The sequence below is a fragment of the Chitinibacter fontanus genome (assembly GCF_013423785.1).
Classification (GTDB): domain Bacteria; phylum Pseudomonadota; class Gammaproteobacteria; order Burkholderiales; family Chitinibacteraceae; genus Chitinibacter; species Chitinibacter fontanus.
The window spans coordinates 295,101-309,413 of record NZ_CP058952.1 but is presented as its reverse complement, the minus strand read 5'-3'; the positions used below and the strand labels follow the sequence as shown (position 1 = coordinate 309,413).

Below are 14,313 nucleotides of genomic sequence, written 5' to 3'. Positions count from 1 at the left end.
TTTTACTGGTTAAAATGTATTACATCTTTTGTCTTATATAAGACTGTAGTAGACTCTAGTCCGACAACATGATAAAAAGCGCGTAGGATGAAAAAGTTAGCGGCACAACCTTTATATAAGCAGGTCATTCGCGAAGTGATGGCGGCAGTAGAGGCGGGTGAGTGGCAGGAAGATGAAAGCCTGCCGAGCGAAATGGAGCTGGGGCATCGCTTTGGGGTGAGTCAAGGTACCGTTCGCAAAGCCCTCGATGTTTTGGTGGCCGAATCTGTGTTGTATCGGCGCCAAGGCGTTGGTACTTTTGTCGCTGGGATGAGTGACTTCTTGATGCGTGGTCGTTTTGCTCTGTTGACTGATCCGAAAGGCGAAACACCTAAGATTGAATTGCTCGGTTGTGTGCGTATTCATGCTGGCGAGCAATTGGCTGAGATTTTAGGTTTGCGCCGTGGTGCGGCATTGTGGCAAGTGCGTCGCTTGCTGCGAGTTGCGGGGCAAATTGTCGGTCTGGAAGAGTTGTTACTTCCTGAGGCGAATTTTCCAGAGCTGGAAATGCGTCGGATTCGTGAGTTGAAGGGTAATTTGCGAGAGTTGTGCTGGCGTGATTTTGGTGTGCGCTTGCAAGATGGCGAAACTCGCTATCGCGCGGTAAGTGCGGGTTCCGCTGAGGCGCGTTTGTTGCAAGTTGAGCTGAATGAACCGCTGTTGCAGTTGGTGCGTTTGGCGAAAGATTTTTCAGGTAAGCCGCAGGTTTGGAGTGTGGCTTGGCTTAAAACTGAGCAGCTGGCGTTTGAGCCATCTGTCGCAGCCTAAGGGTAGTTTGCAGGTTTTATCAAGCTGGCGCATTGATTTGGGTCAGATTGTAATTAGTAGTAAAACATCGTTTGGTTAATACAGAGGAATAGAGCGTATGCAAAAAGCACGCCCCAAGCACCTTGCGCTGTGGCAGATCCGTCTGCCATTGCCAGGGATTGTGTCCATCTTGCACCGGATTAGTGGTGCGCTGATGTTCGCGGCCATCCCATTCATGTTGTATGCCTTGGAGGGCTCTTTGTCTTCCGCTGAGCGCTTTGCGGCTTTCAAAGAGTGCATCGCTCATCCAGTGACCAAACTATTTTTGCTGGCCGTGTTGTGGGCCTACCTGCACCACGCCTGTGCGGGTACTCGTTTCCTGTTTTTGGATATCCACAAAGGTACTGATCTGAAAACTGCTCGCGCGACTGCTTATGTGGTGTTGGCTGTGAGCTTGTCTTTAACAGCGATTATCGGAGCGTTGACATGGTAAAGCGTCATGTAGTGGGTGCGCACTATGGTTTGCGCGATTGGTTGGTGCAGCGTGTGACTGCTGTGATTATGCTGGCTTACACCATTGGTGTGGTAGCGTTCATTTTGTTAGCAAATGGCGCTTCTTTTGAGGCTTGGCAACAATTGTTCGGCTGTACATGGGTGAAAGTGGTTACGACGATTTCGATTACTGCTTTGCTGTGGCATGCATGGGTTGGTGTGCGTGATATCTGGATGGATTACATCCAGCACGTAGGTGTTCGCCTGACGATGCACGTTCTGACATTGCTGTGGTTGCTGGGCAGCTTGATTTATATGGTTAAAGTAGTGTGGGGTGTTGCATGAGCAAGGCTATTCCAGTTCGCAAGTTTGACGCCATTATTGTTGGCGCGGGTGGTGCCGGTCTGCGCGCCGCATTGCAACTCTCTGAAGCGGGTATGAAAACCGCTGTATTGTCGAAAGTATTCCCAACGCGTTCGCACACGGTAGCGGCACAAGGTGGTGTTTCGGCGTCTTTGGGCAATTCAGAGCCGGATCATTGGCACTGGCATATGTACGACACGGTAAAAGGTTCGGACTGGTTGGGTGATCAGGACGCAATCGAATTTATGTGTCGTGAAGCGCCGAATGTTGTTATTGAACTTGAACACTTCGGTATGCCGTTTGACCGCAACTCTGATGGCACGATCTACCAGCGCCCATTTGGCGGCCACATGAGCAACTTTGGTGAAAAACCAGTTCGCCGTGCCTGTGCTGCTGCTGACCGTACTGGTCACGCCATGTTGCACGCTTTGTACCAACGCAACGTACGCGCCAATACTCAATTCTTCGTTGAGTGGATGGCGCTAGATCTGATTCGTGACGAAGAAGGCAATGTGCAAGGCGTGGTGGCGATGGAGATGGAAACATCTGAAGTCGTGATTTTCCAAGCCAAAGCAACTCTGTTTGCAACAGGCGGTGCTGGTCGTATTTTCTCATCGTCTACTAATGCGTTTATCAATACTGGCGATGGACTGGGTATGGCTGCACGTGCAGGCATTCCGCTGGAAGACATGGAATTCTGGCAATTCCACCCAACTGGCGTCGCTGGCGCGGGTGTCTTGATTACCGAAGGTGTACGCGGCGAAGGCGGTATTTTGCGTAACTCGGAAGGCGAGCGTTTCATGGAACGTTACGCGCCAAATGCGAAAGACTTGGCATCACGTGATGTTGTGTCACGTGCGATGGTGACCGAGATTAACGAAGGCCGTGGCTGTGGTCCAAACAAAGACCACGTTTTGCTCGACATCACTCACCTCGACCCAGAAGTGATCATGTCGAAATTGCCAGGTATTCGTGAAATTTCGATCAAGTTCGCCGGTGTTGACCCGATCAAAGCGCCAATTCCTGTGGTACCAACTTGCCACTACCAGATGGGCGGTATTCCTACTAACTACAAAGGCGAAGTGGTGGTGGGCGATCAAATCGTTCAAGGCTTCTACGCTGCGGGTGAGTGCGCGTGTGCATCAGTTCACGGTGCGAATCGCTTGGGTACCAACTCATTGCTCGACTTGCTGGTATTCGGCAAATCATCCGGCAATAGCATGATCGACTACATCAAATCTGCGCCAAAAGACTTACCAGAGTTGGCGATGCAAGACGTTGAGCGCTCGGTTGCACGTGTTGCCCGTCTGGATAACCAGAAAGAAGGCACCAACGTCAACGAAGCACGTTTGGCAATGCAACGCACGATGCAAGCGCACTGCGGTGTATTCCGCTTTAACGACATGCTCAAACAAGGTGTATCCAAGATTTTGGAAGTTGAGCAAATGGTGAAAACCACCGTCATTGCCGACAAATCGAAGACTTTCAATACCGCACGTCTTGAAGCGCTGGAGCTGGAAAATCTGATCGAAGTCGCCAAAGCCACGATGATCTCTGCGGAAGCTCGTAAAGAGTCTCGCGGCGCGCACGTACGGGATGATGCCGAAGACACTGCTGAGCGTCCAAATGGCCGTGATGATGCCAACTGGTTGAAACACACCTTGTGGCACCGTGAAGGTAACAAACTTGAATACAAACCAGTCAATATGAAGCCTTTGACTGTTGACACGATCGCGCTCAAAACGCGTTCGTACTAAGAGGATAGCGAAGATTATGGCTACTCAAACCGTCAAATTCCGTGTTTATCGCTACGATCCTGATAAAGACGCAAAACCGTATATGCAAGACATCAGCGTTGAAGTCGATACCACGACTGAACGCAAATTGCTTGATGCCTTGGTGAAACTGAAAGTTGTTGATGAGTCATTGTCATTCCGCCGTTCATGCCGCGAAGGCGTGTGTGGCTCGGATGCGATGAATATCAATGGCAAAAATGGCCTGGCCTGTATTACTGACATCGACACGCTCAAGCAGCCGATCGAAGTGCGCCCATTGCCAGGCTTGCCAGTGATTCGTGACTTGATCGTCGATATGACGCAGTTCTTTAAGCAATATCACTCGATCAAGCCGTACGTAATCAACGACAGCCCCGCGCCGGATCGTGAACGTCTGCAAAGCCAGGAAGATCGCAAAGAGCTCGATGGCTTGTACGAATGTATCTTGTGCGCATGCTGTTCGACCTCTTGCCCGTCGTTCTGGTGGAATCCAGACAAATTCGTTGGCCCAGCCGGCTTGCTGGCGGCGTATCGCTTTATTGCTGATACACGCGATGAAGCGACTAGCCAGCGTCTGGATGATCTGGAAGACCCATATCGCCTGTTCCGTTGCCACAGCATCATGAACTGTGTGGATGTGTGCCCGAAAGAGCTCAATCCGACTAAGGCCATCGGTAAGATCAAAGATCTGATGGTAAAACGTATTAGCTAATAAGATGGGTATGTGCCTGTGGATTTTTCTGAAATTGATCTGCAGGCCAATACTCACTAGGGGTGTGCAATGGATGAAGTAGAACTGAAACGAATTATCTGGCGTTCACGGCGCGGTTTGTTGGAGCTGGATTTGCAACTTGAACGTTTTGTGAATGAAGTTCTACCGACATTGAACGAGCAAGAACTGGCGGTGTACGAGCAAATTTTGATGCTGCCAGATTGGGATTTCTTGGAATACGTCAACGGTAAATCGGTCTGTCCAGACCCCGAACTTGCCGAGATGATCGCGCGGATTGCTGCAGCCAATGCAGGCAGTCATGGCGAAACAAACAATAACGCAGCCGGCATTGCCGAGCGCACTACCGAAGCGCTTTAACAGGAGCAACACGATGGAAAAGAAAGTCACGCTGACTTATAACGATGGCCAGAACACGCTGGAAATGCCTGTTTTGAAATCTACTTTGGGTCCAGATGTAGTCGACATCCGCAGTTTTTCTAAAACTGGTATGTTTACTTTTGACCCCGGCTTTTTGGCAACTTCTAGCTGCGAATCGAAAATCACTTTCATCGATGGTGATTTGGGTCAGCTGTACTATCGTGGTTACCCGATCGAGCAATTGGCTGAAGAGTCTGATTACCTCGAAGTATGCTACCTGTTGATCAACGGCGAATTGCCGACTGCAGCCCAAAAAGCTGAGTTTGAAAAAACCGTTTCAAGCCACACGATGATTCACGAGCAATTGACCGCCTTCTTCAAAGGCTTCCGTCGTGATTCACACCCAATGGCAATGATGGTCGGTGTGGTTGGCGCCTTGTCTGCGTTCTACCAAGACAGCTTGGACATCAGCAATCCAGAACACCGCAAAGTAGCAATGTTCCGCCTGATTTCTAAGATCCCAACGATTGCGGCAATGTGCTACCGCTACAACCAAGGTCTGCCGTTCGTTTACCCACGTAACGATTTGAGCTACACCGCGAACTTCATGCACATGATGTTCTCGACGCCTTGCGAAAAATACGAACCAAATCCAGTACTGGTACGTGCACTTGACGTGATCTTCACGCTGCACGCAGACCACGAGCAAAATGCTTCAACGTCAACTGTACGTTTGGCAGGCTCGTCTGGCGCGAACCCATTTGCATGTATCGCAGCCGGTATCGCATGTCTGTGGGGCCCATCGCACGGCGGCGCCAACGAAGCAGTATTGCTGATGCTTGACGAAATCGGTTCGGTTGAAGCCGTTCCAGCCTTCATGGAAGGCGTGAAAGCCAAAACGCACAAACTGATGGGCTTTGGTCACCGCGTCTACAAAAACATGGACCCACGCGCCAATGTAATGCGTCGCATCTGTCACGAAGTGTTGAACGAACTCGGTCTGCAAGATGATCCGAAATTCAAACTGGCGATGGAATTGGAAAAAATCGCGCTGGAAGATCCGTACTTCATCGAGCGTAAGCTGTATCCAAATGTCGACTTCTACTCAGGTATTGTTCAATCGGCCTTGGGTATCCCAGTACCGATGTTCACAGTGATCTTCGCCTTGGCGCGTACCGTAGGCTGGATCAGCCACTGGAACGAAATGATCTCTGATCCAGGTATGAAGATTGGTCGTCCACGTCAGCAATACACTGGCGCGGAAAAACGCGATTACGTACCAATGGACAAGCGCGGTTAATACATAACCGCGGTTCCTGCGCCCTTGTGCTGATTGAATAAGGTACAGGGGCGTAGCTGCATTGACCGGCCTTGCTGCGTTTGCCTTTGGGCATCAGCTTGCAAGCAGGGCGGAAAAAAATGGATACACGGCAATGATGAAAGAACTTGAAACGAATTCTCAGCTGTTCGGCGGGAATGCTCCGTTTGTAGAAGACCTCTACGAACAATATTTGATTGATGCGTCTTCTGTTGATGCGCAATGGCGTACTTACTTCGATCAGTTGCAGCAAACGCCGGGTTCTGTGGCCCGTGATGTGGTGCGTGCGCCGATTGAAGAGTCATTCCGCCAATTGGCTAAACAGTCTGTGCGTGCCGTCGGTGTAGTCGATGAGGCTGCCACTGAGCGTCAAGTGAACTTGCTGCGCATGATTTCGGCTTATCGCATTATGGGTAGCCGTGCTGCGAAGCTTGATCCGCTCAAACGCATGGAAAAAGGCCCGATTGCTGAATTGGAGCCAAAATCGCACGGTTTGACCGACAGCGATATGGCAATCAAGCTCGGCACCAATATCGTCGGCCTTGAGCGCGCAACGCCAACTGAAGTACTGGGCTTTTTGCAGCAAACTTATTGCGGCAATATCGGCCTGGAATACATGCACATCACCACGGGCGAAGAGCGCAAGTGGGTGCAGGACTTCTTCGAAAGCCGTCGCTCACAGCCAAGCTTTAATGTTGAGCAGAAAAAACGCATTCTGAAGCAAGTGACTGCCGCAGAAACGCTTGAGCAGTACTTACACAAAAAATATGTAGGTCAAAAACGCTTCTCGCTGGAAGGCGGCGATAGCATGATTCCAGCGGTTGATTACCTTGCGCAAGCAGCAGGTGCCGTTGGCGTGCAAGAAATCGTCATCGGTATGGCCCACCGCGGTCGTTTGAACATGCTGGTGAACATCCTTGGCAAATTGCCGCGTGATCTGTTTGGCGAGTTCGAAGGCCGTTACAACACGCAATTGGCATCGGGCGATGTGAAATATCACATGGGCTTTAGCTCTGATATTCCAACCCCAGGTGGTCCATTGCATTTGACATTGGCATTTAACCCGTCTCACCTTGAGATCGTGAATCCAGTGGTTGAAGGCTCGGTGCGTGCGCGTCAACACCGTCGTAAAGACCTAACTGGCGATCAAGTATTGCCACTGTTGATTCACGGTGATTCAGCGTTCATCGGCTTGGGTACTAACCAAGGTACGTTCAACCTGTCGCAAACGCGCGGTTATGGTACGGGTGGTACGGTTCACTTGGTAATCAATAACCAAGTTGGTTTCACCACTTCGGATATTCGCGATAATCGTTCTAGCTTGTTTAGTACTGACATCGCCAAGATGGTTGAAGCACCGATTTTCCATGTGAACGGTGATGATCCTGAAGCGGTTTGTTTGGTGACTGAAGCTGCGTTGCAATACCGTCAGAAATTCCACAAAGACGTGGTGATTGATCTGGTTTGCTACCGCAAACACGGCCACAACGAAGCGGATGATCCATTTGTAACTCAGCCAATGATGTACAAAAAGGTTGCTGCTCACCCAGGCCCACGTAAAGTGTACGCGGATCAATTGATCGCTCAGGGCGTCGTTACGCAAGCTGAAGCTGATGGCATGATTCAGGCCTACCGTGATGCGCTCGATCGTGGCGAGCACGTTGAGCAAACCACGCTGACCGATTACAAACGCTCTTACGCAGTCGATTGGACCAAATACTTGGGTACGCACTGGCGTCATCCAGTGAATACCTCAGTGCCGCAAGCCGACTTGGTGCGCTTGACTGAGAAATTTACGCAATACCCAGCCGATTTCAAATTACGCGGTAACGTTGAAAAAATCGTTAAAGAGCGCGTGTTGATGGCCAAAGGTGAAGTACCAGTAGATTGGGGTATGGCTGAGCATTTGGCTTACTCAACGCTGCTGACCGAAGGCATGGGCGTACGTATTTCAGGGGAAGACTCAGGTCGCGGCACGTTTAATCACCGTCACGCGGTGTTGCATGATCAAAACCGCGAGAAGTGGGATCACGGCGTACATATTCCGCTGCAAAATTTGTCTGAAAACCAAGGTCATTTCTTGGTGATTGACTCGATCTTGAACGAAGAAGCGGTTCTGGCGTTTGAATATGGCTACGCTTGTTCGGCACCGGATGAATTGACGATCTGGGAAGCGCAGTTTGGTGACTTCGCCAACGGTGCACAGGTGGTGATTGACCAGTTTATTACTTCCGGTGAAACCAAATGGGGCCGTTTGTGTGGTCTGACGATGATCTTGCCACACGGTTATGATGGTCAAGGTCCAGAGCACTCATCAGCGCGTGTTGAGCGTTACTTGCAATTGTGTGCTGAGCACAATGTGCAAGTATTGATGCTGTCTGAATCAGCACAAATGTTCCACGCGCTGCGTCGTCAGATGCTGCGTCCATATCGCAAGCCTTTGATCATCATCATGAGCAAAAAACTGCTCAAAGCGAAAAACGCTTGCAGCCCAATCGAGCATTTCACTAGCGGCGAATTCCGCCCTGTGATCGGTGAGGCGCAAGAGTTGGATGCGAAGAAAGTAAAACGCGTGATCTGCTGCTCAGGTCAGGTGTATTACGATTTGATCGCTGGCCGTACCGAGCGCGATTTGAAAGAAATCGCCATCGTCCGCGTTGAGCAGTTGTATCCGTTCCCAGCTGAAGAGCTGCAAGCAGAGTTGCAAAAATATCCAAACGCCAAAGAAATTATGTGGGTACAAGAAGAGCCACGTAACCAAGGCGCATGGCATCAGATTCGTCACCGCCTCGAAGCGGTGCTCGAAGCGAAGCAGACACTGACCTTCGCAGGTCGCCCATCGTCAGCTTCGCCAGCCGTAGGGTATATGAGCAAACACAATGCACAGCTCAAGGCCTTCGTCGAAGAAGCAATGACCTTGTAATAAATAGCGCGGCCTCCAGCATGGAGTGCCGCGTTTTTGCCCTTGTGCGCGACGCAAGCATAAAGAATTTTAAAATTAACTGGAGTGAACGTAATGATCATCGAAGTTTTGGTACCACAATTACCCGAGTCGGTTTCAGAAGCCACACTGATTTCTTGGCGCAAAAAAGTTGGCGAAGCCGTTGCCCGTGATGAAAACCTGATCGACTTGGAAACCGATAAAGTCGTGTTGGAAATTCCAGCGCCACAAGCTGGCGTTTTGGTTGAAATCGTTCAAGCTGACGGCGCGACCGTGGGTAGTCTCGATGTCATCGCTAAAATTGATACTGCAGCGGTTGCCGCTGCTGCTCCAGTACAAGCTGCTGCACCTGCAGCCGCCGCACCTGCGCCTGCAGCTGTTCAAGCTGCACCTGCGGGTGGCGCGAACGCAATGCCTGCGGCGAAAAAAATCGCTGCTGACGCCGGCGTGAATGTAAACGACGTTGCTGGTACTGGCCGCGGTGGTCGTGTATTGAAAGAAGACGTACAAAATCACCTGGCTAAACCAGCTGCACCAGCAGTAGCGGCACCAACGGGTGATCGTCCAGAGCAACGCGTACCAATGAGCCGTCTGCGCGCGCGCGTGGCTGAGCGTCTGTTGCAATCTCAGCAAGAAAACGCGATCTTGACCACGTTCAACGAAGTCAACATGAAGCCTTTGATGGACTTGCGCAACAAGTACAAAGACAAATTCGAGAAAGACCACGGCGTGAAATTGGGCTTCATGGGCTTCTTCGTGAAAGCTGCGGTTGCCGCACTGAAAAAATATCCAATCGTGAATGCATCGGTTGATGGTAACGACATCGTTTACCACGGCTACTTCGACATCGGCGTGGCAGTAGGTAGCCCACGTGGTTTGGTGGTGCCAATTATCCGTAACGCAGACCAACTATCATTGGCGGAAATCGAGAAAACCATCGCTGACTTCGGTAAACGCGCGCAAGAAGGTAAATTGGGCGTTGAAGAATTGACTGGCGGTACTTACACGATTTCTAACGGCGGCACTTTCGGTTCAATGATGTCAACGCCAATCATCAACCCACCACAAGCTGCCATCTTGGGCATGCACGCCACCAAAGAGCGCGCTGTGGTTGAAAATGGTCAGGTTGTAGCTCGCCCAATCATGTATCTGGCTCAATCTTACGATCACCGTATCATCGACGGCCGCGAAGCTGTGTTGTCACTGGTTGCGATCAAAGACGCGATCGAAGATCCAGCTCGTCTGTTGTTGGATATCTAGTTGAAGTGGGGTATGTGGCTGTAGGCTGCATACCCAATTGCTTGCATGAATATACCCAGTGATGGGTTAAGGTGGACTGAATGTCACAATCATTTGACGTTATCGTAATTGGCGCAGGCCCTGGCGGCTACGTAGCGGCGATTCGCGCAGCGCAGTTGGGTTTTAATACTGCGTGTATCGACGAATTCAAAAACAAAGAAGGTAAAGCGTCTCTGGGCGGTACTTGCTTGAACGTGGGTTGTATCCCTTCTAAAGCTTTGCTCGAGTCGTCTGAAAACGTAGAACGTGTCGAGCATAAATTTGCATCGCACGGTATCACCGTTGAAGGTATGAAATTTGACGTTGGCACGATGCTGGCGCGCAAAGAAGGCATCGTGAGCAAGCTGACGCAAGGTATTGGCTATTTGTTCAAAAAGAACAAAGTCGCTAGCCTGCACGGCCACGGCAAAATCTTGGGTCGCAACGGTGACAAGTGGCAAGTTGAAGTAACTGACGGCGACAAAGTAGAAGTCGTTGAAACCACGCACATCATCTTGGCAACGGGTTCAACCCCACGTCAATTGCCACAAGCGCCTGTTGATAACGTACTCGTACTCGATAACGAAGGCGCATTGTCGATTCCTGCGGTACCAAAACGTTTGGGCGTGATCGGCGCGGGCGTTATCGGCTTGGAAATGGGCTCAGTGTGGAAACGTCTGGGTTCTGAAGTAACCATTCTGGAAGGCGCCCCAGGTTTCTTGTTGGCTGCTGATGAAGCGATCGCCAAAGAAGCACACAAAATTTTCACAAAAGATCTGGGTTTGATTATCAAAACCAGTCTGAAAATCGGCAATATCACCAAAGGCGAAAACGACGTTACTGTTGAATACACTGATGCTGAAGGTAATGCCTTTACCGAAGTATTCGACAAATTGATCGTGTCGATTGGTCGCTTGCCTAACACTTGGAATCTGGCTGCTGAATCAGTGGGCTTGCCACTCGATGAGCGCGGTTATGTGATTGTGGATGGCGATTGCCGTACTTCATTGCCGAACTTGTGGGCGGTGGGTGACGTAGTCCGTGGCCCGATGCTGGCGCACAAAGCGTCGGAAGAAGGTGTAGCTGTGGCTGAGCGTATCGCTGGTCAGCACCCACACATCGACTTCAACAACGTACCTTGGGTTATTTACACCAGCCCAGAAATGGCTTGGGTTGGTAAAACTGAGCAGGCGTTGAAAGCTGAAGGCGTTGAGTACAAAAAAGGCCAATTCCCATTTGGCCCGAATGGCCGCGCGCTTGGCTTGGGTGAAACTGCTGGCTTCGTTAAAATGCTCGCTTGTGCCAAAACTGATCGTATCTTGGGCGTTCACATCATCGGCCCATTCGCTTCAGAATTGATTACTGAAGCCGTGGTGGCGATGGAATTTAACGCGTCGGCTGAAGACATTGCCCGTATCGTACACGCCCATCCATCCTTGGCTGAAGCGATGCACGAGGCGGCGCTGGGCTGCGATAAACGCGGCTTACATTCTTAAGTTTTTAGCGTTTTGTTTTAAGCAAAAGTCGCTCACGGTGCGTTACTACGTTTTGCGTGAAAACTTTTGAGCAATAGAAGTTATTGAAATTTGTAGGGCGGGTGAGGGCAGGTGCTCTCACCTAGCATGCGGTACCAAATGGTGGGTAATTTTGTTGTCCACCCTACAACACTCTCCTCACAAAGGATAAATAGAGATGAATCTGCACGAGTATCAAGCCAAGGAATTGCTGGCTAAATATGGTTTGCCAGTACAACGCGGCATTTTGGCTAACAACGCTGAAGAAGCTGCTGCTGCTTATGACACTTTGGGCGGCAAATTTGCTGTAGTTAAAGCCCAAGTTCACGCCGGTGGCCGTGGTAAAGCGGGTGGCGTTAAAGTCGTAAAAAGCCGTGAAGAAGCTGCAGCAGAAGCAGCTCGCTTGATCGGTACTAACCTTGTTACTTACCAAACTGATGCAGCTGGTCAGCCAGTTCACAGCGTATTGGTTTGTGAAGACATGTACCCAGTACAGCGCGAGTTGTACCTTGGCGCCGTGGTAGATCGTAGCTCACAGCGCATCGTATTCATGGTTTCAACTGAAGGTGGTGTTGAGATCGAGAAAGTCGCTGAAGAAACCCCAGAAAAAATCATCAAGATCGAAGTTGATCCGCTGGTAGGCATGCAGCCATACCAAGGCCGTCAAGCTGCGTTTGCTTTGGGTCTGGAAGGCAAACAAATCGCTGCCTTCACCAACCTGATCTTGGGTTCATACAAAGCATTCGTTGAAAACGACTTTGCCTTGTTCGAAGTAAACCCATTGGCTTTGCGTGAAAACGGCGAATTGGCTTGCGTTGACGGCAAAATCAACCTTGACTCTAACGCATTGTTCCGTCACCCAGAATTGTTGGCACAACGCGACAAGTCACAAGAGAACGAGCGCGAAGTAAAAGCTTCTGAGTTCGAGTTGAACTATGTGGCTTTGGAAGGCAATATCGGTTGTATGGTGAACGGCGCAGGCTTGGCAATGGCGACGATGGACATCATCAAACTGAAAGGTGGTCAACCAGCTAACTTCTTGGACGTTGGTGGCGGCGCAACTAAAGAACGCGTTATCGAAGCATTCAAACTGATCTTGGCTGATACATCAGTTCAAGGTGTGTTGATTAATATCTTCGGTGGTATCGTTCGTTGCGACATGATCGCTGAAGCGATTATCGCTGCGGTGAAAGAAGTCAATGTAACAGTACCAGTAGTGGTTCGTCTGGAAGGTAATAACGCCGAATTGGGCGCGAAAATCCTTGACGAATCTGGTCTGAAATTGACTTCAGCCCAAGGCCTGAACGACGCAGCTGAGAAAATCGTTGCTGCTGTTGCAGCCTTGTAATCACAGCACGAATAAAAGGATATAGACCATGAGCGTTTTGGTTAATAAGAACACAAAAGTGCTGGTGCAAGGTTTCACTGGCAAAAACGGTACTTTCCACGCTGAGCAAGCGTTGAAAGTGGGCACTCAAGTCGTAGGTGGTGTTACCCCAGGTAAAGGCGGTTCAGAGCACCTCGGTCTGCCAGTATTTAACACCATGCGTGATGCTGTAGCTCAGACTCAAGCTGATGCATCTGTGATCTACGTACCTGCAGCTTTCGCTAAAGATTCAATCTTGGAAGCGATCGACTCAGGCGTTAAATTGATCGTATGTATCACTGAAGGCGTGCCAACAGTTGATATGTTGTACGTGAAAAAAGCGGTTGATGAAGCTGGCATCCGCCTGATCGGCCCTAACTGCCCAGGTATTATCACACCGGGCGAGTGCAAAATCGGTATTATGCCGTGGCACATCCACAACCCAGGTCGTATCGGTATCGTTTCACGCTCTGGTACATTGACTTACGAAGCCGTAGCGCAAACTACCGCTTTGGGTCTGGGTCAATCTACTTGTATCGGTATCGGCGGCGACCCAATCCCAGGTACTAGCCACATCGACGCATTGAAACTGTTCCAAGATGATCCTGATACTGACGCGATCGTGATGATCGGTGAGATCGGTGGTTCTGCCGAAGAAGAAGCAGCAGAATTCGCTAAATCATACGTTACTAAGCCAGTCGTTGGTTACATCGCTGGTGTAACTGCGCCGAAAGGCAAACGTATGGGCCACGCTGGTGCGATCATCTCTGGCGGTAAAGGCACTGCAGAAGAGAAATTCAAAGCCTTCGAACAAGCTGGCATCGCGTACACCCGCAGCCCAGCTGAAATCGGCAAAACCATGTTTGAATTGCTGAAATCAAAAGGCATGATCTAATTCCCGATGGTGAATAGAAAATGAAAAAAGCCACCTTCGGGTGGCTTTTTTGTTGGGGTATTGCTCTGTGGGTTATTATTTAATTGGTTTTTAGAGGTATACCTACAGGTTCTGTTTGTTTTGGTGTCAGTGGTTTGCTCGGCGGTGATAATAATCTCGAGCCTCATCGTAGATACCTTTGACAAAATAAAACAAGCCGCCAATTTCATGTGCCTTATTGTATTCCGCCAATGGGTAAATCATCCCACTATTGAAATGATCGATCGCTTCCTGATCATTACTGGCGTAAATCATGTCACCAATGACTTCAAAGCCCTGCCCAAGCAAAAGCTCTTTGGCTGGAAGGAAATCTTCCCGATCAGTGCATAAATAGCGTACAAGGTTTTTGCCATTTTCAGATAATTGGAAAAATTGATATTTTGCCATGATACAGTCCTCGTCGATTGAAGAGCCTAAACTGAGTGTCTAACTTAATAATTGCTTTCAATTGTATTT

General features: G+C 49.9%; 13 protein-coding genes. 12 read left to right on the top strand and 1 reads right to left on the bottom strand.

The window, feature by feature from the left end:
• Positions 1-87 precede the first annotated feature (87 nt).
• From HZU75_RS01430 to sucD, 12 genes are all read left to right on the top strand, one after another.
• Positions 88-807, top strand: coding sequence for a GntR family transcriptional regulator (locus HZU75_RS01430; RefSeq protein WP_180307445.1), 720 nt, complete (start codon positions 88-90; stop codon positions 805-807).
• Positions 808-904: 97 nt separating this feature from the next.
• Complete coding sequence (gene sdhC, locus HZU75_RS01425; RefSeq protein ID WP_180307444.1) at positions 905-1,279, top strand: succinate dehydrogenase, cytochrome b556 subunit; 375 nt, start codon at positions 905-907, stop codon at positions 1,277-1,279.
• On the top strand, positions 1,273-1,623 hold the full coding sequence (gene sdhD, locus HZU75_RS01420) for a succinate dehydrogenase, hydrophobic membrane anchor protein (RefSeq protein ID WP_180307443.1): 351 nt from the start codon (positions 1,273-1,275) through the stop codon (positions 1,621-1,623). The genes sdhC and sdhD overlap by 7 nt, the downstream gene beginning before the upstream one ends.
• Positions 1,620-3,398, top strand: coding sequence for a succinate dehydrogenase flavoprotein subunit (gene sdhA, locus HZU75_RS01415; RefSeq protein ID WP_180307442.1), 1,779 nt, complete (start codon positions 1,620-1,622; stop codon positions 3,396-3,398). Before sdhD ends, sdhA begins: the two co-directional genes overlap by 4 nt.
• A 16-nt stretch (positions 3,399-3,414) precedes the next feature.
• Positions 3,415-4,128: a succinate dehydrogenase iron-sulfur subunit gene (locus tag HZU75_RS01410; RefSeq protein WP_180307441.1), complete on the top strand. Its 714-nt coding sequence runs from the start codon at positions 3,415-3,417 to the stop codon at positions 4,126-4,128.
• 69 nt (positions 4,129-4,197) lie between these two features.
• Positions 4,198-4,506: an FAD assembly factor SdhE gene (locus tag HZU75_RS01405; protein ID WP_180307440.1), complete on the top strand. Its 309-nt coding sequence runs from the start codon at positions 4,198-4,200 to the stop codon at positions 4,504-4,506.
• Between the two features lie 13 nt (positions 4,507-4,519).
• Positions 4,520-5,806: a citrate synthase gene (gene gltA / locus HZU75_RS01400; protein ID WP_180307439.1), complete on the top strand. Its 1,287-nt coding sequence runs from the start codon at positions 4,520-4,522 to the stop codon at positions 5,804-5,806.
• A gap of 133 nt (positions 5,807-5,939) precedes the next feature.
• On the top strand, positions 5,940-8,747 hold the full coding sequence (locus HZU75_RS01395) for a 2-oxoglutarate dehydrogenase E1 component (protein ID WP_180307438.1): 2,808 nt from the start codon (positions 5,940-5,942) through the stop codon (positions 8,745-8,747).
• A gap of 93 nt (positions 8,748-8,840) precedes the next feature.
• Complete coding sequence (gene odhB / locus HZU75_RS01390) at positions 8,841-10,025, top strand: 2-oxoglutarate dehydrogenase complex dihydrolipoyllysine-residue succinyltransferase (RefSeq protein ID WP_180307437.1); 1,185 nt, start codon at positions 8,841-8,843, stop codon at positions 10,023-10,025.
• An 80-nt stretch (positions 10,026-10,105) separates the two neighbouring features.
• Entirely contained in the window at positions 10,106-11,539 is a 1,434-nt protein-coding gene (lpdA, locus tag HZU75_RS01385; protein WP_180307436.1) for a dihydrolipoyl dehydrogenase, read from the top strand.
• Positions 11,540-11,735: 196 nt separating this feature from the next.
• On the top strand, positions 11,736-12,905 hold the full coding sequence (gene sucC / locus HZU75_RS01380) for an ADP-forming succinate--CoA ligase subunit beta (protein WP_180307435.1): 1,170 nt from the start codon (positions 11,736-11,738) through the stop codon (positions 12,903-12,905).
• A gap of 28 nt (positions 12,906-12,933) precedes the next feature.
• Positions 12,934-13,818: a succinate--CoA ligase subunit alpha gene (gene sucD / locus HZU75_RS01375; protein ID WP_180307434.1), complete on the top strand. Its 885-nt coding sequence runs from the start codon at positions 12,934-12,936 to the stop codon at positions 13,816-13,818.
• Between the two features lie 126 nt (positions 13,819-13,944).
• Here sucD and HZU75_RS01370 read toward each other — a convergent pair whose 3' ends face one another.
• The gene (locus tag HZU75_RS01370) at positions 13,945-14,244 is read right to left on the bottom strand and encodes a hypothetical protein (protein ID WP_180307433.1); all 300 of its coding nucleotides are present in this window, start codon (positions 14,242-14,244) and stop codon (positions 13,945-13,947) included.
• Positions 14,245-14,313: the final 69 nt, after the last annotated feature.